Raw genomic sequence first — 21,858 nt, 5'->3', positions numbered from 1 at the left:
AAAAGTTCCAGCGCTTCAACCTCGCACTGGAAATAGCCTGTTTCCAAGATTAGAAATAATCCCGAAGCGATAACAGAACATTATCGCTGTTTTCAGTATGCCTTAATTTTGAAAAAGAGGCGATAAAGTGCGGAAAATCACTCAGTTTTTATCGTATTCGTGAGGCTTGAAGCCGAAAAATGGCTGATTCCAGATAAAAATTTCTGGTAGATTCTGAACACCACGATGAAGTGCGGAGCAATTCGCGCTTCTATCTGCTTAACTTAATGACATTGGCATTTTTATAATAATGAAGAGTAAAAAAATACGAAAGACGATTCAGTGAGCTTTTATTTGATCCAAAAAAGCTCTGAACTTCATTTGGATAAAAGTTCAGAGCTTTCAATTCACAATAGGTAAACAGAATGATCAAAAAAGTTAATGATGGTTTTTTTTATATTTCATTGGACGTCCTGATTTCTTAACGGATTTTGCGGAATCAAATTTGATCTTTTTATTCTTGGAAGAAGTTGGACGATTGGTAAATTCCTTAGCTGGTTTGATCCATTGCTGCTTTTTCACATTCGGATCGTATTCAAGCACACATAAAGATTCAATATGGCTCGTGAGTACTAAATGGATTAGTTCCATTGTAGAAAACTAGTCAATCACAGAAAATATGGCCGTTCTCATCTGAGAAAACAAATCCAATCCGTTTTAGATGATTTCCTTTGTATGAGAAAACATGTCTACTAGCATTTTTTGGTCATTCTACGTTTGTGAAAACAAATCAACTAGGTTTTTTGGCTTTTCTGCGTATTAGGGAACAAGTCCATAAACTGGAATCTGTCTATTTCTTTTTTCTCGCTTTCCGTTCTGACAATTCTTCAAAAATCGCTCCAAACAGATTTATCAGGAATTATTTGTCATCTACCTCTTGTACTAGCAACATTTCTTTCGCTCCATCGTAAGGAAGTTCATATCTGGCCTCAGGAAAATAACGGATTGCTGATGGAACTGGTTTAATCAGCGATCTGTTATCATAGATGCCTCCTACAATTCTGCCCCGGTAATAGAGAATAAATTCTCCCATCATGGCTCGATAAGAAATATCGTTCAGTTCTGATAACTGACCCAGGATAAATTCTAAATATTCTTTACTTGATGCCATATCCTACCTCAAATTCCGATTTTTCGTTAAGCTAAGTAGAAGACAGTGTGGAAAATCGAGCAAGAAAAAAGTGCCCTTTCCAGGCACTCTTCGATCTATCTCTCAACATCTAGGTTAATTCCCGATTTGAACTTAAACTCAAACCGCTCATCATATATCGTAATTTTTTCGATCATTCTTCTAACCAGTTGATCATCGTACTGGTTCAATTCTTCCTGATGGTTGTTCAGAAATTCGCGCATCGTTTCGATTCGCCTTTTGACTTCTTCCTGGTTGGCCTGCCGCTTTAGGATGTTCTCCTTCTCTTCCCTCAATCGGTCAATCTCATCCGCAAGATCATCATAGTCCTGATGGGCGTTTGCCTTTTTCAGAAGTTCCGTCTGTAGGCTTTCCAGTTCTTCATCTATTCTCTCGACTTCATTTTCATCATTTTCACTGATCGTAGCTTCAATGTTCTGTTCCAAAATCTCCAGCATTTCATCTCTGCTTCCAATGACCTGGTTGATGGCATCGACCACCGCCTGGTGAAGTTCTGGCTCCTTAATAATTTCCGAGTAGCAAGCTAACGGTCCGCGTTCTGCTCTGGTTATACATTTCCAAACGATTGCCGGCTTTCCGTTATTTCTCAAAGAAATACGTCGATAAACGTCTTCGCACTTAGAGCAGTAGACTATGCCGGATAAAGCGTATTTGCTTGAGTAATGTCTTTGCTTATTGCCCTTGCCCGCGCGTAGATTTGTTCTTCGCTGCATCTCTGCCTGCACCTGCATGAAGAGATTTTTTGGAATAATAGCTTCATGGCTATTCTCGACGTAGTACTGAGGAACGATTCCGTTATTGGCAATTCGTTTCTTGTTGAGAACATCGACTGTATAGGTTTTCTGAAGCAGCGCATCACCAGCATATTTCTCGTTGCAGAGGATCCCTCTGACCGTTTCTGCTCTCCAGGTTTTTCTTCCAGCGCCAGTCAGAATTCCATCCTTTTCCAATCCCTCCGCTATATTTTTTAAGCTGGCACCCTGAAGATATTCATAATAAATACGTTTAACTACCTCAGCTTCCTCTGGTTCGATGACCAGCTTTCCATCCTCGTCTTTGGTATATCCGAGGAACCGATTATGGTTGATCTGAATTTGACCATTCTGGTATCGGAATTGCAGTCCGAGCTTGACGTTTTTGCTGAGCGATTCCGATTCCTGCTGAGCCAAGCTAGCCATGATCGTCAGCAGCACCTCTCCTTTGGAATCCAGCGTATTGATGTTTTCCTTTTCGAAGAAGACTGCGATATTTTTGTCCTTGAGCTCTCGAATGTATTTCAAGCAGTCCAGGGTATTTCTGGCAAAGCGGCTGATCGATTTGGTAATTACCATATCGATCTTTCCAAGAAGACAATCTTCAATTAATCGGTTAAATTCTTCCCTCTTTTTGGTATTGGTACCGGAAATACCGTCATCAGCATAAATGCCTGCAAATTCCCACTCATCGTTTTTGCTGATGAATTCTCTATAGTGTTCAACCTGAGCTTCGTAGCTGGTAGCCTGTTCGTCGCTGTCGGTACTGACGCGGCAATAGGCTGCAACCTTCAATTTTGGTCGTTCTTCCTTGGCTACTCGGTTTCCCTTCCGTCGTCTTGCAGGAATGACTGTAACGGTTCTGTTCATGATCCTAATCCATCCTTTCTATCATGCTGTAGGCAAATGCCGCCTGCTTATATGGATCCTTATAGCGTTTAGGGACTTTTCCCATTCTGAAATTCATCCCTGGTTTCTTTACTTCTCTTTTCTTTTTCCAGCTTCCCTTTCGAAGTTTCGTGCATCTTTCCAGGCGATATTGTTCGGCCTTTTCAAAGACCTCCTTTTCTATAATCTGTGGATAAAACTCCGTTCCAAGGTAGCGTTGATCCCGCAGATAGAGCCCAGCTTGGCCATGGCTTTTTCCGATTCCTGATTTTTGGATTCCTGAGAGAATGGAAGATCCAGATGCACAGGTTTCAAAGAGAATATTAAGCTTAGCTGCTTCCTCTTCGTTGATGATGGCTTTTCCATTGATAATCTGATAGCCGTAAGGAATATGTGCTGCCATTCATAGTCCCTCCTTAAGTTTGAGTCCACATTTCAGCTCGAATTCCACTTCACTTCTGGAAATGGCGATTATTTTTTCTCCGAAGGTGTCGAAAAGATCGTCACTAAATTCCTCCAGAGTGTTGGAAGAGGTCAGGTAAGAAATGAGTTTCTTTAGCTCATCTATCTGTGACCTATTTCCCACCATCGACTCGGATAATTCAGCTTTTTGTTTTTCCAGTTTCGTTTGCTCCTGAAGCAGCTCGTTTCTAAGTTTGGTCATCAATGCCGGTTCAATAATTCCGTCAGAGACTAAGCCAGCTAAGGTCTGTTGTTGTTCGAGATTCTTTTCCAGTCTTTCTGTAATTTCATCTATTCTGATCAAGTTTTCCTGGCTATCGAATCCTTGAAGACTTTTCAAGAGCGGATATAAAATCTGATCTTTGGCAAAACGTAGTTTATTCAGCATCGTGATAAAGGCGGTTTTCAACTCTTCATCTTTGATTGCCTTCAAAGAACAGGCTGTCTTGTCGGCCAGGTGTCCCTTACAAGACCAGAGGATGATTCCAGGCTCTGGCATTGCATGCTTCATCCGCTTCAGCTTTGATCCGCATTCTTTGCAATAGATTTTTCCAGAGAAGGAATAGCGGTTGCCATAGGAATCATTTCCTGCTTCATGTCCTTTTTCTGCAGCTCGACGTTCAAGCTCTCTGTTAGCAAGTTCGAAGATTTCTTTACTGACGATCGCTTCATGATGGTTCTCGACAATGTACATGTTTTTCTCACCGGTGTTTGAATGGCGGTTGAAGTTATCATCGGTATAGGTCTTCTGAAACAAGGCGTCTCCCGTATAGGTTTCATTTCTGATGATCGAATTCACCGTTGTCGAGTGCCACTTTCCCCCTCTTTGTGTTGGGGTATTCTCTGTATTGAGTTCTTTGGCAATCTGACAGGTACTTTTTCCATTGACAGAATCTTCAAAAATCCGTTTGATTACTTCGGCCTGTTCAGGGATTAGAACCATCTTCCCGTCCTTATTCCGATAGCCATAAGCAGGAACGGAAGTCTGATATGTACCGTCTTGAAACTTTTTCTGAACACTCCATCTTATGTTCTGGGAAATGGAATGGGACTCGTCTTCAGCCAAGCTGCTTAGAATGGAAAGCATGAGCTCACTTTCCATGCTTCCTGTGTCGATGTTCTCTTTTTCAAATAGAACCCTGACCCCCAGGTTCATCAATTTTCGAACCATATCAAGACAGTCTGTCGTGCTTCGACTAAACCGGCTGATAGATTTGGTTAAAATAAGATCGATTTTACCGATCTCACTATCTCGGATGAGATTCAGCAGGCCAAATCTGTCTTTCTTCTTTGTTCCAGAAATGCCTTCATCGTAGTAGACTCCGACAAACTCCCATTCCGGATTTGATCGGATGTATTGTTCGTAATGAGCTCTCTGAGCATCCAGGCTGATCAGCTGTTCTGCACTGGAAGTCGACACTCGGCAGTAAGCCGCGACTCGTGTTTTCTTCGCTATCAGCTGTTGTTCATCTAGATCGATTTTTGTAATTGTTTTTGTCATGACGACCTCCTTTCCGTCAGCACATATTTGCGTACTATCCGAAGCTTATCAACTCAATTTCGGCATAATCTCCGATAAGTAAGGCATAAATGAAGCTCTATTCTTTTCCGTAATTCGGTTAAATTCTTTCTTACTGATCAGCCCGTTCTCGAGAAGCGACGCAGTCATTTTTTGGGCCATTTGGTACTTACAGTCCCGGATGAGCAGCTCATGAGAAATCTTATTCATCGCTTCTGGATAGATTTCAGTTCCTTTATCCAGTCTGGTAATCGTTGTTTCTTCCATAAGAAAACACCTCCTACCAGGTAGCCGTGGCAGGAGGTGAAATAGGACGTTTCTCAATCCTTTTTATAAAATTCGCATTCGTATCCATCTGCTCGCAAAACAAGTCCATCCGCCCACGGTGGGGTCTTTCCCATCTGCTTGCAGATATAGTCGAGGTCCGTTTCTTTTGGACATTCAATGATCAGCTCATCATGAACATGAGCTGTGATAGCATAGCCTTCCAAAGTCTTCATGGAATACATCAAAATGTCCCTGGCTATTGCCTGAGTGATGTTTTCGACAAACTTCGGACCATAGCTTTCCAGACGTTCCCATTTCTTGGTTCCGCCTACTCCTTCATAAGTAACAGATTCGCTGCCGAATTGATTCATTCCAATTCTTGGCTTTACATAAGCCAATCTTCTTCCGGATGGCAGCGTGATGAACAGAAATCCGCTTTCATAGCTGAATCGGATTCCATGCGTTTTCGTTGGAACCCGGTATTTTACGGTTTCTTTTACGCAACGGTCCACTTCCCACCAGAGATCAGTGATTGCCGGATTTGTATTTCTCCAGGCATTTACCAGAGGCTGAAGCTCGTCTTCAGAAAGGCCCATTTCAAGAGCGCCCATTGCTTTTAAAGCACCGACCGAGCCGCCATAACCAAGAGCCAATTCCGCAATCTTCCCTTTCTGACGCAGATGGCCATTAATTCCATGCTTTTCAACTGGAACACCAAACATCTGGGAAGCACTTGAGCAGTAGATATCTTTCCCCTGCTCGAACACGTCAATCCGCCATTGTTCTCCGGCCAGCCAGGCCAAAACTCTGGCTTCGATGGCAGAGAAGTCGGAAACGATGAACTTGTTCCCGTTTTGAGGGACAAAGGCAGTCCGGATCAGCTGGGAAAGTGCATCTGGAATGTTGTCGTAGAGCAGACTGACAGCCTCATAGTTTCTGACCTTGATCAGCCCTCTGGCTGCTTCAAGATCGCTCATATGGTTTTGTGGCAGATTTTGCAGTTGTACCAGTCGGCCAGCAAACCGACCAGTTCGGTTTGCTCCATAAAACTGAAACATACCTCTCACTCTGGAGTCTTTGCAGACGGCATTTAAAATAGCCGTATATTTCTTGACGCTGCTTTTGGCCAGCTGCTGCCGAAGCTTCAGAACTTCAGCCAGATCTTCCGGAGATTCTTTAATCAGCTGCTCAACAGCCTTTTTCCCCAACGTGTCTGTTTCCAGACCGTTCTGAGAAAGCCATTCTTTCATCTGCATGACAGAGTTTGGATTCTCTAGTCCCGTCTTTTTCCGGAGTTCGTCAGTAAGCAGTTCTCTGCTCATGCCATCCAGGTCTATTGCGCTGTGGACAAAGGGCATGTCTACGCCAATCCCTCTGTCATTGATAATCTGATCCAGGTGGTATTCAGACCAGATGCTGCCGCTGACCGGGAATCGGGAGAGTTTTGACTGAATGCCCATTTCGGTTTCAACATCTCTTAAATTGTAGACTTTGAACTTCTTCCACTTTTCAGGATCGTCTGTCGGATAATTTCGAGTCCTTCCCCCATTGGTTTTAGTAGGTGAACAGGGAATGCAAAAATATCGAATCAGAGTTTTTCCTTCTGTCAGCTTCTGTTTTTCCAATCCCAGAATGGCTCCCACACCTTCCAGCGAAAGTGGAAGTCCTAATGTAGCTGACCAGACCATGGAGCAAAACCAGGAGTCAGGGTTCAGATATCCATTTCCTGTTCCGATAGCCACTCCCAGATCTGACAGATATCTTGACAGGCAGATCCTTTCAAACTGAGCGTTGAAAGCCCATTTCCGAATTTTTGAATCCATCAGAGCTGCAAGAATTTCACATGGGATTTGCTCTCCTGAAGCAAGATCCACAACCTGAACGGGGTCTCCATCAACGGAATATCCGAACAGCAAAATCTCGAAGTCAGGACTTTCCGCATATTTATAAACTCCGCATTTGCCAAGATCCACGCTGGAGAACGTTTCGATATCGATGCTGATGTTTTTCATCTGCTTCTCCTTCCATATATAAATAGCGGAGAGGACGATTCCCCTCCGCGTGTTTTACTGGTTTCTGGCGTTCTGTTCTTCTTCAAACTCACGAAGCCATTTCTTTTCGAGCTTTTTCTGAATCCACTTCAGGATGGAAGAGAAAATATTCCACCAGCCGATAATCGAGATTTCGATAAAGATGGCGAACAGGAAGATCACATCCCACTGAAGGGCAATTTCAAATAAGTCATTCATATCGTTAACCTTCTCATTGCCTAGTTCAGGAAGTCGTCATCCGTTTCAGTCTGGAAATCTTCAGCAGCTGTAGAGCGACCGCCCAGCGATTCTCCATCTCGAATTTTCTGGATGTTTCCAAGGCCCACAGCCACTCCTTTATTCCCATTGGAGTTGAAAGCGTAGAAATTCAGAGAAACACGTGCGTAGCATCCACTGTACACTTCATCACGATCCAGAATCGGATTAATAGACTTATCCACAATCTGCGGCGCAGTCTTCGAATTGGCATTCAGGAAGTAATGACCTTTGTAGGCTTCATCCTCTCGCTCTGCATCGCCATCGCGCAGCGGAAGCTTAATCGCTGCTTTGTTGGGCTTCTTTCCACCGAATTTTGCAATTCCTTCTTCGATAGCCGCATCAATCGCTTTATTGATGGCATCGATTGTTTCCTTATCGTCCTTCGGGATGAGGACAGAAGTAGAATAACGTTCCGGTCCACCGTTGATGGATGCGGGTTCCCATCCGTGGAAATATGAAAGACGTGTGTTGCGTCCTGTAATCACTCTTGTTTTATTTGCTTTTGCCATTTTACTGTTCCTCCTTAAATTCGCTGTTCGCGTTTTTCACTTCTATGGCTTTTCTCTTATCCGTTTCCGGAACGAGAGTTGGTTTTCCCTGGGGTTTGATGATGAAATCACCCAGGATTTTTTTGAAAGTTTCTTTTCCCATCAGCTTTTCCATTTCAGTCAGCGGGATCAGAGACTGACGGTAAATATCGGTATATCCTGCTTCTTTGCAGGCTTCAGCCACCTTAGCTTCATCCTTGTACTTACGGTTAGAACGGCCTTCTACAACCTTGAAGCCTTTCCACTGCTTTCCATGTTCAATCGCAGCTTCAGATGCATAGGCCATAAGGTCATTGGCCCACCTGGTAAGCTCTGGCAGCACAGCCAGTATTTCTTCGATTTCCTCATCGGTAAGCAAGGGCGGCAGTCTGAATTCTTCCTGTGCCAGCTGAAGCTTTTCTTCACTTCTCGCCCTGCATCTAGCTTCCGCTCTGCAGAATGTGCACCAGGGACCAGAATGAAATTCACCCTCACCCTTCAAGGCCAGCTGCGCTTTCGGCTTCAATACCTCATCAGCCCACTGCAGCAATTCGTGGATAGGAATAGTCCAGGTACAGACGTTTTCTCTTCTCGGCTGAAAGATGGTCATCGAGACTTCCTGGATGTCGTAGAGGGAGTCAAAAAGTGTTAAGGCTCCAAGCGCATAGCATTTCATCTGCGGATTATCCTTGGCATCAACCAGAACTCCGGTTCCATATTTGAAGTCAATTACATGAAGCTTGCCGTCTGATACGATCAGGCAATCGGCAGTGCCAAATCCATCCGGCACATATTTTGAGAAATCGACTTTCTGCTCGATCAAGATCAGCGGATCTTTGCAGTTCTGTTTTGCAGCTTCATAGCTTTCAAGAACAAACTGAACATAAGCATCACTGCATTCTTCCATCTCATCGCTGTCATATACGGAAACCGGGCGTTTGCTTCTCTTCTTCAATGCCCGTTTCAGCTTGTGTTCACAAAGGGCATGAGCGGCTGTTCCTTCTTCGGCTGCCTGGCTTGTTTTGCTTTCAAATTCGGCTTCCAGATTGGCACTGGGTGTGCATTCGAGCCAGCGATGGGAACTGGACGGTGAAAGCTTTGCATGCTTAGCCATTGGCAAGTTCTCCTGCTTCTTTGGTCAGATCCGCATAGTATTTCGGATCTACATCGGACAGTTTGTCTGCACCGTATTTGGCAATCAGTTCTTTCACCTTAGCGGTTAAGCCTGCTCTGCTTTTTTCAGCGAGAATTGCACGGACTTCTTCCAGAGAACAATTCTTCTTTTCCGCCTTTGTTTTTTTGGAATCCGGATTCTTCTTCTGAGCGGTTTTCGATTCAGGCGGTTCTTGAAGCATAGCTTTGAGGTGATTGGTTAAACTTTCCAGGTCAGCGATCACGCTCTTCAGATTTTCGGTGTTTACATTTACTTCGCACATACGGGTTCTCCTTTCTTCGACTTCGTGATCTCAAGTTCCTCGATCGCATCGCCAGGAACGAGGATGGTGATCTGGTGCTTTCTTCCAAACAGAAAGTTCAGAAGACGCTCACGGATGGTAATGTTTCTGCAGCTGATGGCACTCTGTTCCATCCGTTGCTTTGAAACGCAGATATGAAGGTTCTGCTTCATGGGTTTCCTCCTTTCCAGAGGGCTTACTGCTTTCCTCAACTGGTAGCCTTGGGAAGAGGAAAAATCGGACGTTTTCCAGAAGATTTCTAAAATTTCTTTCTGATCGATCGTCTGCATATCCCTCACTGGGTAGCCGTGAAAATAAGGGATCCAGGACGTTTGGCCAAAAAAAGATCTGAACCTGAAACAGTTCAAATAAAATTACGGTTGAATCGTGAAATATGCTGCTATATCGTTAAAAAACAAGAGTTATGGCTTTGGAGAATTGTATGGTGTCATTTGAATTGATTGAGAAAGATGACAGTCATGTTGTTTATTATTATTGGCCAGAAAATGACAGAACCAAAAAGCCAGGAAAAGTAATCATTGACCGAATAGCAGAAGAAGTTGATTTAGAACTGGCTGAAGGTGATTTCTGGTGCTCGTCCTCTGTAGAAGAGCAAAACAGCATGCGTCAGTCCATGAACCAAATGCGCATCGATGAGGGAAAGCCGGAACTGACCGAAGAAGAATGGCCTGTTGCTACAGAAGAAATGCGATGGACCTTTTATGGAAGTCATGCTGTTCATCAGATTATAAAAAGCTATAACGCTGGTTCCATCCCAGAAAATGGCATGGAAGCCTGGTACTAAGGAGGAAATACAATATGTTATGGGACATTTTTAAATCCAGCAGCAGGAATACCAAACGTGCTCCTGCGCCTGTTTCTCGACCTGTAGAACCAGAGGAATATTTTCACGGAGTTCCTCTATCTGAATTATCTGACTTAGCCAAGACTATCAATAAAGGTATCCGCTGTTCTCTCGACAATTCCGGTTTCTTGATTTTCCACTACTGGACTAACCGGGGAAATATCACAGTTAGCGCTCAGAACAGCGTTGATGAAAACGGGAAACTATATAAACTATTCAGCTACCACTATCCAGGACAAAACTGGTGTCCATTAGACGACTTCATCGATAAAGCCAATGAGACTTTCACTTTCACACCAGGAAGACCGAGAAACGAATAGAGCTCATAGACCATTGAAAGAACCCTCTTGCTTGTGAAACCCAATATAAAAGGCGGCGGGCTCACTCCACTAATGGAGCAGGGCCCACCGCCTTTTATTACTCATCTCAGCAGCTGATTGACTCGATGCTGAACTTCTGTTGGGTTATAACCTGCTTTGGAAAGACGGTTGATTCGATCCTGCCCATTGCCCCATTTTCCAGCAATAACCTCTCTGGCAATCGCATCCACCGATTTTTTGGAAGAAGCTCCCAGTTTCAGATTAACTAAAGCCTGAATAGTATTGGGATCATATCCAGCAGCTTTTAAACGGGTGATTCTATCAGAGCCATTGCCCCACTTCCCGTTAATAACCTCCTGCGCAATGGTGTCATTGGTTTTCTTTGTTTCTGCTGAAGAAGATGGATCAGGAAACAACTGATGCCCATGTGCATCAAAAACTTTGTAACCAGCTTTGCATGCCTTCTTTGCATTCTCAAGATTTCGGAAAGCTCCAATCTGGCTGACCGCATCGTTCCAGTTTTTTCGAACTCGGTACAGCTGGCCAGAAGCTGGATTGGAAGCCTGGGTTTCTCCCATTGCAGCCAGCACATCTTTTTCATACTGACCACTCTCAATTTTCTGCGTCAGCCAGTTTCCTGGACAGCTGGTAGCTGCGAACTGTTTATGCATGGTGATGGAACCGTTTGTCGTTCCATCATAATGAGGTTTAAATCCATGTCTTTTGCAGACATCAGCCGAAAGCTTAACCAGAGCCTGATAACAGGCATCGGTCAATGTTCCATTGCTGTCGATATTCGCACATTCAAAGGTCACTGCCCTACAGTCATTTTCATAGCTGGAGGAAGTCCAGGCTCGATAATCTTCCGGAACACAGACTGCAATTGAGCCGTCGCTTCCAATGCAGTAATTACAGGACGCCTGTCTCTCTGTGCTTTTAAGATAATCTGCACACTGCCTGGCTCCAAGATTTCCAGCCATATAGTGAGGCGTCAGCCTGTCAATAATATGGTTTCTTGGATTTCGTTTCGTACAATCGGCGTTATAAGAAGCTAATGTTGAATTTGGCATAATGTCTCCTTTCAAAATGAAAGGACGGAAACCATCATTCCCGTCCTTGTTAAAGTTCTCCGGCTTTCGAGGCGATAAAGTCATCGAGAATTTCCGCCTGCTTCTGCAGCTGACCAGAATGGTTCCCATCAGCGCAATGCTTCAAAAGCAAGCTCATCGAATGCAGCATGTGTTTGTTCATCTGGGCCTGAATTTCAAAACTGTGATCTCCGTCTCCAAGCCGCTGGGCATTTTTTCGGGCGGTATTTTCCAGATCATCCATCCTTTTGGAAAGGGAATCCACCAACTCTGCCAGATCATTGACCGGTTTCTTGAGCGCAGCGCTGATTTTATTAACCAGACCCCAGATGGTCGCAATCGCTGCGCAGATTCCTGCTGCCCAGATCAGAGTTGCTTCCACCTGACTCATTCCTGTTCCTCCTGCTGATATTTGACAGAAGATACACCCAGCAGTGCGCCTAAGAAGGTGTCAACAGCGGTAATCGTCATGGGAATTTCTGCTTCTCCGGGAAGTCCCCAGATCTTAGCCAGCATCGTGTAGAGCGTTGCTGTTGCAGGCAGGACCACCAGGGCGATCCATTTAAGAATGTCATAAACTCGATTTGTCATTTCTGATTCTCCTTTTCTACTGGTAAACAAAAGCCCCTCAATTTCGAGGAGCTAAGTTTCCAAACAAATCCATTGTTTCGAAGTCGAAAAAACATGAAGTTTTCCGTCGATAATGCACCGGTCGTTCACCTCATAAGAATGCGTGGGATCATAGACCGGATAAAGAGGCTTTAGCAGCAGAGCCTGCTCATCGGTTGCGCTTTTCAGAACCAGATCTTTCATCAGGGTCTGATATAGATTCTCGGCTTTGGTTTTCGCTTCCAGCGCTTCTTTTTCAGCCTTCGCCTTCAAATAGGCGTTTTCGTCATAAACCAAACTATTGATGCCCTTTTCATTTGGCTTCACGGAATAACCATCCAATCTGTCCATATTGATGGATCCGGTATCGCATTCGACTGGCGCAAAATCCATAAGCCGCGATGTGCAAATAGCGTCTACTTTTCCATCTTCGGTCAGTTTTACATAAACCTCCATTCGTTCTCCTTTCTGTTATGCTGTTCGTTTCCAGAAATACACTCCCAGAAAAGGCGGAGCATTATCCGCTGGGGTGGTATCCGCATACATATTCCAAAGACCCGGATCCGAGCGCTGTCCACCGGAATTGCATCCAGTATCGGAGAAGTTGGATTGAACCTTCGTTGGGTTTATCCAGCTGTAGTTGCTCTTCAGATCAGACTGATGCAGATTTCGAATGTGAGAAGCCCCGTTAACATGGCTGTACTGGATTCCATAGCAGTGGTTATGGTTAAAAACTCCGCCCGTCTGGCCAGATGTGATGGTCCAGGCGATTCCATTTGAATCGGTTAAGGAACCAACTCCAATCAACATTCTTCCCTGAGCAATCTGAGACCAGGTACCGCCTAAACGGCTGCCGGGATTCGTCGAACTAGATGATTGAATAATCGATCCAACAGGATAACACGCATCCAGAAATTCCCAGTTGGCTCTTCTGACTCCACTTGGAAGACTGGAAACATTCACATTCGCAAAACTCCATGAGATACAGGATGGCAGATACTGAAAGATATTAAATACCGCAGCCTGCTCCGACCCAGTCCTTTGAACATATACGTCCCAAGTATTGGCGGCAGATTTATGGATCCAGAACGGAAAATCCGGATCGGTTGTTGTGCAGATATCTGGTGAGGGGTCGGTTGTGTTCCCTCCAATGAGAATGATTTTTCCTGTCGGGATTTTTCCTCTCATGGCTCCAGAAAAATACTTGAATTCTATGGCTCCGTAGTTCCAGGCCTTATTCAGAATTTTCAATGTCAGAATTTTCAAATAGCCACCGGAACCGGAAACACTCGTGCGATGTGCGGCTCCTATTGGAAGCATGCATTGGAATGTACCATCGTTTGCGCTGACAGACCCCAATGCGATAGACTTTCCGTTCGCGCCATAGTTGATCAGCGTAAACGTCGGACCGACTTCTTTCTCAATCGTAACCGTAGTGAAGTAGTCCTGCGCCACGAATCGCACCTTGGTCGTAACATCCACCCCAAAGACGGATCCGGACGTTACCGATCCGCTATCGCCGTAGTCCGCTGTGTTACGGTATATATCTGTCCAAGTGGAGCCATTAAGATACTGGATGTAAAAGACGTGGGTATTCTTGCTTCCTACACTTGAGATGGAAAAACTGTAAACCGCCGTTGCTGTGGTGGATTCATCCGAGGTTCGAGTTACATTGGATGCGGTTATCTGAGGTGGACTATACGCAATCACAGTAATATTTGTTGTCTTACTGGCTGTTCGCCCCCTCGTGTCTGTGACCGTTGTCTGGACTGTAATCGTTCCTGAACCCTGGATGGTACCGGTTGTACATGGAGAGCCACTGTAAGACTTACCTTCTATGACGGTCATGATGGATCGTATCGTTGAACCCTGTGCTCCAGCGGCAGATGTAGTGACCTTCAATGTACTCTTGCTTTGAACATAAACCCCAAATTTCGATGCCAGGTTTGCGGTAGCTTCTGCAACGGTATGGGCTGAAATAGACGGAGCCACGGATGAAGGCACTGTCAAGGTGATGCTGACGCTCTTGGTACCAATAGTCGTACTTCCGTTTTTGGTAACAACGGTGATCGTTCCAGTACCGCTGACGGCGTTTGGTATCTGTTGCGCCAGGGTAACATCGGGTGTCCATGAGCAAGATGTACCAACACCTGTAGCGATTGTGCCGGAGGTGTTTCCGAATTGATAGGTAACGTCATGGGTAAAGCTGCTCGATGCTCGTGCCAAGCTGATGGTAACAGCCGAACCCAGGGTTACATTCGACGCTGAAAGTGACGGAGTGGTCGCTCGTGGGATAGTAGACATGGTCAGGGTTCCAGACAGAAACATACTGCCAGGCAGATAGCTGGCACTTGATGTCGGACTGTACGATGCAGAGCATCCGCATGTCTTTGTACCATCATTGTTGTGGCTGACCGTAACGGTGCCTGAACCGATACTGATTTGGCTGTTATAGCCGCTGAACACCATGGCAGGACGTGCATTATAAACAGCCTGACCATTGATGTAGGCTGTAACAACACCGGCACCGGGATTCCACTGGCAGTAAGCCGTTGTGGCCTTCATGACTAAAGACCAATTGACCGTCGACGTGTTGTTGGCGACGCTTGTGCTGGCTTCAGTGACTGTCAGAACCAGCGAGTAACCGGTTGATGTATTTGATGTGTATGTTGCCATAGATCAAATCCTTTCAAGAAAAAAGGTGTCCGACATCATCAGGACACCTTTTTGAAATCGAGTGAGCCGTTGGCCCGAGGAACAAAAGCGAAATTACCGATCTTGAGCGAATGCAAAATAGAAGCGTCCGTGATGACGAGCTGGTTGTCAGACAGATACGCCACCTCTTCACCAGACTGGGTAAATGAAATGCGATCATTCTTGATGGTCAGGATGATGGGATTCTGATTCTGTCCAAGAATGATGTTGCCATCCACGAAGCGGATATATTTCTGCCATTCCTGGAACGTCGCATCTGTTCCCTGCTGATTGCCGTTGACCGTCGAAACGAGATTGTTGAACTGCATTTCCCATCCTTCTACCGTCTGCTGCAGCTGCGTTGACTGCTTGGACAACAGGGTGTCTGTATCGCCTTTGGAATAGTAAGACTCCTCAATATATTGCGTGATGGAGTCACTCTTTGTGGTGATTTCCGCATTCAGCCGTTGTTCCAGTTGAGTGCTGTTTTCAACGATGAGAGCCACCTCATTGACCACTTCAATACTCCCTCTCGCTTTAATCATCGTCGGATACCTCCAGCTTTGGTTTCGCAAATTAGATTTCTCATCCTTCCAGCCTCACTTCCCATGACTCTTTCGCGGTGATCGTCCGAGTCAGCGTCTTGCCACTTGCCGTCTTAGTTTCACTGCCGTTCAGGTACCAGTTAAGAACGCCCTCATCTGCAATCTGTGAATCCGTCAGCTCTTCGCCTCCAAGGAATACATGAGCATTCAGGGTGCAGGACACACCAGACCATACTGGTGTAATCGTGATATGAAGGGCTGGAGCACCGTCTTTGCCTGATGGGCCAATCAGTCCCGTGGCTCCCGCAGCTCCCGTTGAGCCAGTATCTCCCGTTATTCGTACTGGAGAAGATTCAGAAACACTGCCATCCACATAGGTGGTTTTCATCTTCATCCAGATAAACTTTCCAGCTTGCTCGGTTGGTTTGGTGATGCTCCAGGAACCATCGATCGGCAATGTAGCCGATGAGGACAGATAGTAAAAGTACTCGACTTTCTGCTGCTGCAGACCATCGACTCTTGTACTGACATTAGATACGGTCAGTTCAATGCTGGATGCCGTATTTTTAATTTGCGTGGTAACTTCATCTGCGGTCAGATAATGCTCCCCAAGCTCATCCTGCCATTCCTTTCGCTGCTGTGCGGTATAGCTCGCGTTGATCTGGTCCGCTCCAATCGATCCAGCCGCTATATACTTTCCTGAAATCGTTCCATCCATCGTGATTGCCAGTTCGAAAGGTCCGTCTTTGCCATTACGGCTGAAGCCAAGACCATTCATATTCCAACGCCAGCAGTTGACGGCTTCATCAAGACTGGCATAGTCGGTTATGTAAAGCTCATTGGGTTCTGCAAGAGAAGGACTGAAAATGACATGACCGTCTTTCCCGGTCATGGTAATCAGGTGTTTAGCGTTATCGAGTGCTACGTTTAAGACGGTCTCTTTGGACGGAATGTTAAGCAGCCGAGTCTGAACGGACTTTTGCGCCTTGCCAGTAGACTGGCTGAATGTTTTCTGTTTGCTTCCAAGCGTGTAAATGTTTTGAGATGGATCTAGAAGATTGACCTTCAAAGAAGTCAGAGGAAACTCTCGATTCATCCCATGTGGTGCGGATGAGCAATGGATCCGATCAAGCAATCGAAGATGATCCATACTCACTCCAAAATCCGCCAGGTCCACAGCAGTCAGTTCCAGTTCCATACTTTCGTACTGGTTGTCCTGCAGCCACTTCTGGCCTTTGGATTTCAGGTTCGTAGCGGTCTGAACGTCATCCCAGATTACGACTTTGGCAATTCGGCCATACTTGTAAATGGCATCAGGCAGTTCCAGATAGTCCTTTCCATCATTGACCGATCCAATCGTGAGCCGTTCTTCCAGAGCTTCAATGGCTCCTTCGTCCTGACGGGCTCCCAAAGGGATACAGATGGTCGCCAGATCGATAGCCTGCGTGTTTTCTGAATAAGAAAGAAGATTTTCTCCAAATTCGATTTTTTGATTCGACACATGCGGATAGTCGGACAGATAGTCCAGATAGCGATGCGCGCCATCATATCTGATTCGAAGATGCCCTCCAAGGCTGTCCAGCAGGTCCTCTTTGATGGAATCTAAAGTGGATTCCCAGTTTGTATACCGATACAAAGAATCATTGTTGTCTGTAACCGTAACAGCTCCAAGTTCAAATTGTTTTTCCGCTTCGACCTGGCTGTTGTGAACCTGAATAAGTGTTGCCAGGTAATTTCGAACAGACTGGTCGTGGTATTCGGCTGGTCTTTGAATGCTGTCTGCAAGATAAGCCAGTTCTCCTTCACAGGTTACGCTGAGCGACTTGTCAAAGTTTCGAGACATCTCGATGATTCTGCCTTTAAACAGAACTTCCTCTTCCCACAAAACCGTTACAACGCTGGCGAGCATATTCAGGTGTTTGAAGCCTGGGTTATTTTTGTAAATCGTAAAAGTAAAAGAGCCGGCTGTATTGTCAGCCAGCTCTAAAGTTGGGTTTTCCAGGAGAATTTCGCGGGATGCATCCAGAATGCAGGTTTGATCAAGATAAGCAAAATACATTAAAGGCTCTCCCCTCTGAAGCTGATGGCCGCTGTTCCGGTTCCTGTGAAGATGAAGTCCGTCGAGTTTTTATAGAGAACCGTATCTTCCAGAAGCAATGGAGTGTTGGCCCAAAGCTGATACGTCTGGTCATTGACGACAAGAGTCATATTGGCGGTGGCAGTAACCGTCGGTGTGCAGGGGATACTTTTCGCGGTAATAGTGACGGTTTTGCTTCCAGAAATCTGAATATCGTTCAAATTGGATACCATCTCGCTGTCTGCAACATCTGCATTGCTCGTCCTATATTTATAGGGTTCCGCATCAATGGTAATCGTAAAAAAACTGGTCACCGGATTGTCTGCGCTCATCTCGCTTTTTACTGATGCCCGACCCATCCAATAAGCTCCTGGATCAATATCCAATGCCACCTTGCAGCGTTTTCCTGCAATGGCTGACTGGATCCGGCTGGAAAGCTCCATCCATTCTGTCCAGTCTGTATGAGCCCAGAATCCGAAAGTAAGAGCCCTGTTTTCATAGGTGACCTGTCCGAACAGACTTTCAGTGGCGTCCAGTTTGGTCTTCCTTCCCGGAATGTCCACATAAGAAGTAATTGGAACAGGCTCAGAGATCTGGCAGCTGTTCCAGTGAAGTCCCCAGTCTTTCAGGGTATGAAAGCCGTTGATGGCTACTCCCAGTTCTGCCATCTCATCATCTCCTGTTCTTTCTCTTCTCGAGTCCTTTATCAATCAAAGGAATCATTTCATTCAAAACGGGCTTCAGCCCGACATTCACAGAATTTTGAATCACGACACCAGACAGTGCAGAAAGCAGAGCTGTTGCCATCTGGTCATAGTCAATTTCAGCCTTGTAAGAGACAGAGCTGTTCCGGGTTTCCGTTTTGATCTGCTCCAGCCTTCTCATCGCAGCACGATCTACCGCATTTTCAATCAGCCGCTGCAGGCTGTTCACTCCAATAACCGCTTCGGCTCCTGCTTCTCCACCGCCTAAAAGCTGACCGTTTTGAGCCATGCCAAAGATGGTCGGAGAGTTCAGAATCATACCTTTGTCCATCGCTTTGGCATACCAGCTGATACTGATTCGCGGAATCTGGCCTTTCAGCCAGTCCAGTGGATTGGCTGAACCGGAAACAGAAAAATGTGGAAGTGGGATATGTGGCCATGAAATTTTGAAGTTGAAAAGGTTCTTGATTTTCCCGATAGCGGAGCTTACAGCATCTTTTGCACCATTAATCCTGTCAGAGATTGCGTTCTTGATACTGTTAAAAATCGATTTGACTGACCCCAGAGCGTCATTAATAGGATTGACGATGCTGCTTTTAATGCCGTTCCAGACATTCGAACAGGTACTTTTAATTCCTTCCCAGATTCCGGAAAGAAATCCTTTGATACCGTTCCACACGCTTTCGCATTTGGATTTGATTCCCTGCATCACATTGTCAAATACAGTTTTGATTCCGTTCCAGACATTCGAAAAGATGCTTTTTATCCCGTTCCAGATGGTGGATCCAAACTGCTGAATTCCATTCCAGAGAGTTGACCACGCTGTGGATAGATGGGAACAGAAACCATCCCAGTCTCCCTGAAACAGCGACACAAACGATGCAGCAAATTCCTGAATGGCAGTCAGGATCTGGTTGACGAAATCGCGGATGGCTGTCCAGATAGCCTGCCATTGCTGGCTGATCGTATCAAAAGCCGGTGTCCAGTTGATTCCAAACCAGCCAAGGAAATTTGAGATGACGCCAAAAATAATGTCGAGAATGTTTTGAACCGTATTCCCGATTCCGCTCCAGCAGGCATCCCAGATCGACTGAATTCCTGCCCAGAAGCCGTCCCAGTCTCCCTGGAAAAGAGCTATGAAAGTATCCACCAGTCCCATGATGACATCGAGTGCTGCTGAAAGAACGATTTCCACCTGCTGCCATACGCCTTCAAAAACCGTTGCCAGCAGGCTGCAGAAGCCGTCCCAGATTGCTTTGATGGCATCCGTAATACTCTGAAAATCGAATCCTAACGAATTGATCCGCTGAACAATTCCGTCGCAGAAAGCACTGACTTTTCCAACAATGCTCTCCCAGATCGAAATCATGTTGTCTCGAAATTCAGAATTCGTATTCCATAAAGAAACAAACGCAGCCCCAACCGCAGCAACGGCAGCGACAATCGCAAGAACCGGTCCCAGGGCGAGAGTAATTCCGCTTCCCATCCCTGTAAACATGGCGACCAGCTTACCGCCCCACGTAGCAGCATTTCCAAAGTAGGCAATCATCCTGCTAAATCCCAGCTCCATCTTGCCTATTACAATCAGCATCGGACCAATCGCAGCAGCGACCAGTCCAAACTTCACAATCAGATCTTTTGTATGCGGAGAGAGATTTTTAAACCAGTCAGCCAGTTTTCGACAAGTTTCTGCCAGCTTTTCGATCATGGGAGCCAGCGTTTCCTGAATCTGACCGCCCAAATCGGCTCCAACAAGTTTTAAGTTGTTCAAAGCCACCTGCACTTTATCGGCAGGATCTAACATATCGTTAAAAGTCTGGTCCAGCCCGCCTGCAGAATTGTTAATCACATCCATCATGTCCTGGATGTTCAGCTTTCCTTCGCGGGCGTAGTTGTAAATAGCAGCACCGGCTTTGGAGCCAAAGAGCTCCTGGGCATCGGCAGCAGTAGCCGATCCTGACTGAATGGCTTCAAACAAGGAAGCCATCTCGGTTTTGGCATCTTTACCCTGAGTTGCACAGTTTTTAACGGCTGCTTTCATACCCGTCAGTACGACGCTGGTATCGACACCTTGCTTTTCAAAGGTGGTGAGCAGCGCGATAGTTTCATCCGTGCTGAAACCAAGCTCTCGCATCGAAACACCGTTTTTGGACAGTGCGGTGGACAGCTGATCAACCGGAAGGCCTGAAGCTTGGGACGCCACGGTCAATTTATCCAGAACATTTCCCAGCTCTGAAGTTGGGATTTTTGCATCTGCCATTGCTTTTGCGACGGCTTCAATCGAACCGGAAACATCCGTGTTGTTGACTTTGGCATACTTCAAAAACTGAGTGCTGGCTTCTTCCAGAGCTTTTCCACTGAGTCCAAACCGTGTGTTGATGTCTGCAATCGCTGTTCCTACCTCAGCAGATTCAGCTGGGAAGTTTCCATAGACATGATCGAAGCTATCCTGCAATTCCTGCAGGGCTTCTCCAGTTGCGCCGGTTCCGGCAGCAATCCCGTCATACGCTTCATCGAGTTCTGACCAGGCTGCTGTGGCTGCCGTTCCAACCGCTGCGACTCCAGCCGTTACGGGCAGAAATTTCTTTCCCAGATTTTCCGTCTTGGTTCCAAGCTCTCCGATACGGATTCCCATCGACTGGATGTCTGCAGAAAATAAATTCTGCTGCTTTTTCAGCGACTCAAGCGACTGCTCGGTTTTCTGGATTTTTGATTCAAGAGCGATGTATTCCGCTCCATCGATATCCTTTCCGGAGCTTATATATTGCCTTTGCGCTTCTTTTAAGACCTGCAGTTCCTGCTCGGTAGAGCTGATGGTCGAGGTCAGCAGCCTTTGTTTCTGACTCAGAAGATCAACGTTGGATGGATCCAATTTTAAAGATTTATTGACCTCTTTCAGCTTTGACTGCAGGGCCATGCATTCTTTCTGCGGGGCTTTGAGGGCCTGGGTCAGTTTGGTCGTGGTTCCTCCGATTTCCAGAGTGATACCTTTAATCGTTCCCGCCATCAGCCCTCACCTCCCAGCATTTTTTGCAGCTCAATAATTCCCTGGTAGTCAGCGTCTTCCGCTTCAAAGATTTTCGCTTCCGTCAGTGACTTTCTTCCTTCCTCGGTTTTGGACATCTCAAAAATGAATGCTTCTCTTTTCAAAGCGAGAAAATCCAGGGAACAAAGATCGAACACCTCCACAAGCGGACAGCCCAGATACTGGCTGACCAGCTGTTCCCAATAGTGCTCGATCTCATAAGGAAGCCCTTCTTTGGACTCTGCGTCCGGCAAGAAGGGCAGTTTCAGTTTTTTTGATTGGTAATCTGATCCAGGTATTTCATGTACAGTTCGATAAAAGCGCTCAGATCGCTTAAATCAAAAAGCTCATCGACGTCCTGGACAGTGAACTGTTTCTTTTCGATATTTTCACTGAGAATTTCAGCGACCAGTTCAAGCGCCTTCTGGTCATCCACATCCGCGCCTAAGCGTACAAATTTCTTCAGGCTTCCATAACGGGGTGGACGAAGAGTCAGAGAACTGCCATTGGATAAAACCAGATGGAGATTTTCCTTTTTTACCTTGTTGAAATTGAATTCCATGT

At 45.8% G+C, this 21,858-nt stretch carries 24 protein-coding genes and 1 pseudogene; 2 read left to right on the top strand and 23 right to left on the bottom strand.

Going from position 1 to position 21,858, the window contains the following annotated elements; all coding sequences use genetic code 11:
- Nucleotides 1-417 precede the first annotated feature (417 nt).
- From BO222_RS13445 to BO222_RS04490, 12 genes and pseudogenes are all read right to left on the bottom strand, one after another.
- On the bottom strand, nucleotides 418-630 hold the full coding sequence (locus BO222_RS13445; protein WP_075829902.1) for a hypothetical protein: 213 nt from the start codon (nucleotides 628-630) through the stop codon (nucleotides 418-420).
- Nucleotides 631-829: 199 nt separating this feature from the next.
- Nucleotides 830-1,150: pseudogene (locus BO222_RS04540) on the bottom strand (TfoX/Sxy family protein).
- 95 nt (nucleotides 1,151-1,245) lie between these two features.
- Entirely contained in the window at nucleotides 1,246-2,811 is a 1,566-nt protein-coding gene (locus tag BO222_RS04535) for a recombinase family protein (RefSeq protein WP_075818763.1), read from the bottom strand.
- A gap of 4 nt (nucleotides 2,812-2,815) precedes the next feature.
- Entirely contained in the window at nucleotides 2,816-3,232 is a 417-nt protein-coding gene (locus tag BO222_RS04530; protein WP_075818761.1) for a hypothetical protein, read from the bottom strand.
- Complete coding sequence (locus tag BO222_RS04525; protein WP_075818759.1) at nucleotides 3,233-4,792, bottom strand: recombinase family protein; 1,560 nt, start codon at nucleotides 4,790-4,792, stop codon at nucleotides 3,233-3,235.
- Between the two features lie 48 nt (nucleotides 4,793-4,840).
- Nucleotides 4,841-5,077, bottom strand: a complete 237-nt coding sequence (locus BO222_RS04520) for an SHOCT domain-containing protein (protein ID WP_075818757.1) — start codon at nucleotides 5,075-5,077, stop codon at nucleotides 4,841-4,843.
- A 53-nt stretch (nucleotides 5,078-5,130) separates the two neighbouring features.
- Entirely contained in the window at nucleotides 5,131-7,089 is a 1,959-nt protein-coding gene (locus tag BO222_RS04515; RefSeq protein WP_075818755.1) for a DNA polymerase, read from the bottom strand.
- 54 nt (nucleotides 7,090-7,143) lie between these two features.
- Complete coding sequence (locus BO222_RS04510) at nucleotides 7,144-7,326, bottom strand: hypothetical protein (RefSeq protein ID WP_075818753.1); 183 nt, start codon at nucleotides 7,324-7,326, stop codon at nucleotides 7,144-7,146.
- A 20-nt stretch (nucleotides 7,327-7,346) separates the two neighbouring features.
- Entirely contained in the window at nucleotides 7,347-7,895 is a 549-nt protein-coding gene (locus tag BO222_RS04505; RefSeq protein WP_075818752.1) for a DUF2815 family protein, read from the bottom strand.
- A 1-nt stretch (nucleotide 7,896) separates the two neighbouring features.
- Nucleotides 7,897-9,027 carry a DUF2800 domain-containing protein gene (locus BO222_RS04500; RefSeq protein ID WP_075818750.1) on the bottom strand — a complete coding sequence of 377 codons (1,131 nt, stop codon included), beginning with the start codon at nucleotides 9,025-9,027 and terminating at the stop codon, nucleotides 7,897-7,899.
- Nucleotides 9,020-9,349: a hypothetical protein gene (locus BO222_RS04495; RefSeq protein WP_075818749.1), complete on the bottom strand. Its 330-nt coding sequence runs from the start codon at nucleotides 9,347-9,349 to the stop codon at nucleotides 9,020-9,022. The genes BO222_RS04500 and BO222_RS04495 overlap by 8 nt, the downstream gene beginning before the upstream one ends.
- Nucleotides 9,337-9,540, bottom strand: coding sequence for a hypothetical protein (locus BO222_RS04490; protein ID WP_075818775.1), 204 nt, complete (start codon nucleotides 9,538-9,540; stop codon nucleotides 9,337-9,339). Before BO222_RS04490 ends, BO222_RS04495 begins: the two co-directional genes overlap by 13 nt.
- Before the next feature lie 251 nt (nucleotides 9,541-9,791).
- Between BO222_RS04490 and BO222_RS04485 the strand changes: the two genes are divergently transcribed.
- Nucleotides 9,792-10,172, top strand: a complete 381-nt coding sequence (locus BO222_RS04485) for a hypothetical protein (RefSeq protein WP_143356934.1) — start codon at nucleotides 9,792-9,794, stop codon at nucleotides 10,170-10,172.
- 14 nt (nucleotides 10,173-10,186) lie between these two features.
- On the top strand, nucleotides 10,187-10,552 hold the full coding sequence (locus BO222_RS04480) for a hypothetical protein (protein ID WP_075818745.1): 366 nt from the start codon (nucleotides 10,187-10,189) through the stop codon (nucleotides 10,550-10,552).
- A gap of 101 nt (nucleotides 10,553-10,653) precedes the next feature.
- Here the strand turns inward: BO222_RS04480 and BO222_RS04475 are convergent, their stop codons facing one another.
- Genes BO222_RS04475 through BO222_RS04425 form a run of 11 tightly spaced genes read right to left on the bottom strand, consistent with a single transcriptional unit; the run spans nucleotide 10,654 to nucleotide 21,856 of the window.
- Complete coding sequence (locus BO222_RS04475; protein WP_075818743.1) at nucleotides 10,654-11,622, bottom strand: N-acetylmuramoyl-L-alanine amidase; 969 nt, start codon at nucleotides 11,620-11,622, stop codon at nucleotides 10,654-10,656.
- A gap of 49 nt (nucleotides 11,623-11,671) precedes the next feature.
- Entirely contained in the window at nucleotides 11,672-12,031 is a 360-nt protein-coding gene (locus BO222_RS04470) for a hypothetical protein (RefSeq protein ID WP_075818741.1), read from the bottom strand.
- Complete coding sequence (locus BO222_RS04465) at nucleotides 12,028-12,231, bottom strand: phage holin (RefSeq protein ID WP_075818739.1); 204 nt, start codon at nucleotides 12,229-12,231, stop codon at nucleotides 12,028-12,030. Before BO222_RS04465 ends, BO222_RS04470 begins: the two co-directional genes overlap by 4 nt.
- Nucleotides 12,232-12,282: 51 nt before the next feature.
- Nucleotides 12,283-12,705 (bottom strand): hypothetical protein, encoded by a 423-nt coding sequence (locus BO222_RS04460; RefSeq protein WP_075818737.1) that lies wholly within the window; start codon nucleotides 12,703-12,705, stop codon nucleotides 12,283-12,285.
- A gap of 15 nt (nucleotides 12,706-12,720) precedes the next feature.
- Nucleotides 12,721-14,925 carry a DUF859 family phage minor structural protein gene (locus BO222_RS04455; protein ID WP_075818734.1) on the bottom strand — a complete coding sequence of 735 codons (2,205 nt, stop codon included), beginning with the start codon at nucleotides 14,923-14,925 and terminating at the stop codon, nucleotides 12,721-12,723.
- Between the two features lie 38 nt (nucleotides 14,926-14,963).
- Nucleotides 14,964-15,488 carry a hypothetical protein gene (locus tag BO222_RS04450; RefSeq protein WP_075818732.1) on the bottom strand — a complete coding sequence of 175 codons (525 nt, stop codon included), beginning with the start codon at nucleotides 15,486-15,488 and terminating at the stop codon, nucleotides 14,964-14,966.
- A 40-nt stretch (nucleotides 15,489-15,528) separates the two neighbouring features.
- Nucleotides 15,529-17,547: a phage tail protein gene (locus BO222_RS04445; RefSeq protein ID WP_075818730.1), complete on the bottom strand. Its 2,019-nt coding sequence runs from the start codon at nucleotides 17,545-17,547 to the stop codon at nucleotides 15,529-15,531.
- Nucleotides 17,547-18,233, bottom strand: a complete 687-nt coding sequence (locus tag BO222_RS04440) for a hypothetical protein (RefSeq protein ID WP_075818728.1) — start codon at nucleotides 18,231-18,233, stop codon at nucleotides 17,547-17,549. Before BO222_RS04440 ends, BO222_RS04445 begins: the two co-directional genes overlap by 1 nt.
- A gap of 4 nt (nucleotides 18,234-18,237) precedes the next feature.
- A complete protein-coding gene (locus BO222_RS04435) occupies nucleotides 18,238-21,276 on the bottom strand; it encodes a phage tail tape measure protein (RefSeq protein ID WP_075818725.1) in 3,039 nt (1,012 codons plus the stop codon).
- On the bottom strand, nucleotides 21,276-21,548 hold the full coding sequence (locus BO222_RS04430) for a hypothetical protein (RefSeq protein ID WP_075818723.1): 273 nt from the start codon (nucleotides 21,546-21,548) through the stop codon (nucleotides 21,276-21,278). Before BO222_RS04430 ends, BO222_RS04435 begins: the two co-directional genes overlap by 1 nt.
- Before the next feature lie 11 nt (nucleotides 21,549-21,559).
- On the bottom strand, nucleotides 21,560-21,856 hold the full coding sequence (locus BO222_RS04425) for a hypothetical protein (protein ID WP_075818721.1): 297 nt from the start codon (nucleotides 21,854-21,856) through the stop codon (nucleotides 21,560-21,562).
- Nucleotides 21,857-21,858 lie beyond the last annotated feature (2 nt).

Source organism: Ileibacterium valens (assembly GCF_001945525.1).
Lineage (GTDB): Bacteria > Bacillota_I > Bacilli_A > Erysipelotrichales > Erysipelotrichaceae > Ileibacterium > Ileibacterium valens.
Note: the sequence above shows the minus strand (reverse complement) of the source record. Positions and strands in the feature narration are given on the sequence as shown.

Coding starts and splice junctions, on each gene's coding strand:
- BO222_RS04520 (WP_075818757.1), bottom strand. CDS start 5,077: ATGGAAGAAACAACGATTACCAGACTGGATAAAGGAACTGAAATCTAT.
- BO222_RS04530 (WP_075818761.1), bottom strand. CDS start 3,232: ATGGCAGCACATATTCCTTACGGCTATCAGATTATCAATGGAAAAGCC.
- BO222_RS04425 (WP_075818721.1), bottom strand. CDS start 21,856: ATGGAATTCAATTTCAACAAGGTAAAAAAGGAAAATCTCCATCTGGTT.
- BO222_RS04535 (WP_075818763.1), bottom strand. CDS start 2,811: ATGAACAGAACCGTTACAGTCATTCCTGCAAGACGACGGAAGGGAAAC.
- BO222_RS04435 (WP_075818725.1), bottom strand. CDS start 21,276: ATGGCGGGAACGATTAAAGGTATCACTCTGGAAATCGGAGGAACCACG.
- BO222_RS04475 (WP_075818743.1), bottom strand. CDS start 11,622: ATGCCAAATTCAACATTAGCTTCTTATAACGCCGATTGTACGAAACGA.
- BO222_RS04445 (WP_075818730.1), bottom strand. CDS start 17,547: ATGTATTTTGCTTATCTTGATCAAACCTGCATTCTGGATGCATCCCGC.
- BO222_RS04490 (WP_075818775.1), bottom strand. CDS start 9,540: ATGAAGCAGAACCTTCATATCTGCGTTTCAAAGCAACGGATGGAACAG.
- BO222_RS04510 (WP_075818753.1), bottom strand. CDS start 7,326: ATGAATGACTTATTTGAAATTGCCCTTCAGTGGGATGTGATCTTCCTG.
- BO222_RS04505 (WP_075818752.1), bottom strand. CDS start 7,895: ATGGCAAAAGCAAATAAAACAAGAGTGATTACAGGACGCAACACACGT.
- BO222_RS04440 (WP_075818728.1), bottom strand. CDS start 18,233: ATGGCAGAACTGGGAGTAGCCATCAACGGCTTTCATACCCTGAAAGAC.
- BO222_RS04485 (WP_143356934.1), top strand. CDS start 9,792: ATGGCTTTGGAGAATTGTATGGTGTCATTTGAATTGATTGAGAAAGAT.
- BO222_RS04450 (WP_075818732.1), bottom strand. CDS start 15,488: ATGATTAAAGCGAGAGGGAGTATTGAAGTGGTCAATGAGGTGGCTCTC.
- BO222_RS04500 (WP_075818750.1), bottom strand. CDS start 9,027: ATGGCTAAGCATGCAAAGCTTTCACCGTCCAGTTCCCATCGCTGGCTC.
- BO222_RS04495 (WP_075818749.1), bottom strand. CDS start 9,349: ATGTGCGAAGTAAATGTAAACACCGAAAATCTGAAGAGCGTGATCGCT.
- BO222_RS04525 (WP_075818759.1), bottom strand. CDS start 4,792: ATGACAAAAACAATTACAAAAATCGATCTAGATGAACAACAGCTGATA.
- BO222_RS04515 (WP_075818755.1), bottom strand. CDS start 7,089: ATGAAAAACATCAGCATCGATATCGAAACGTTCTCCAGCGTGGATCTT.
- BO222_RS04465 (WP_075818739.1), bottom strand. CDS start 12,231: ATGACAAATCGAGTTTATGACATTCTTAAATGGATCGCCCTGGTGGTC.
- BO222_RS04480 (WP_075818745.1), top strand. CDS start 10,187: ATGTTATGGGACATTTTTAAATCCAGCAGCAGGAATACCAAACGTGCT.
- BO222_RS04470 (WP_075818741.1), bottom strand. CDS start 12,031: ATGAGTCAGGTGGAAGCAACTCTGATCTGGGCAGCAGGAATCTGCGCA.
- BO222_RS13445 (WP_075829902.1), bottom strand. CDS start 630: ATGGAACTAATCCATTTAGTACTCACGAGCCATATTGAATCTTTATGT.
- BO222_RS04455 (WP_075818734.1), bottom strand. CDS start 14,925: ATGGCAACATACACATCAAATACATCAACCGGTTACTCGCTGGTTCTG.
- BO222_RS04460 (WP_075818737.1), bottom strand. CDS start 12,705: ATGGAGGTTTATGTAAAACTGACCGAAGATGGAAAAGTAGACGCTATT.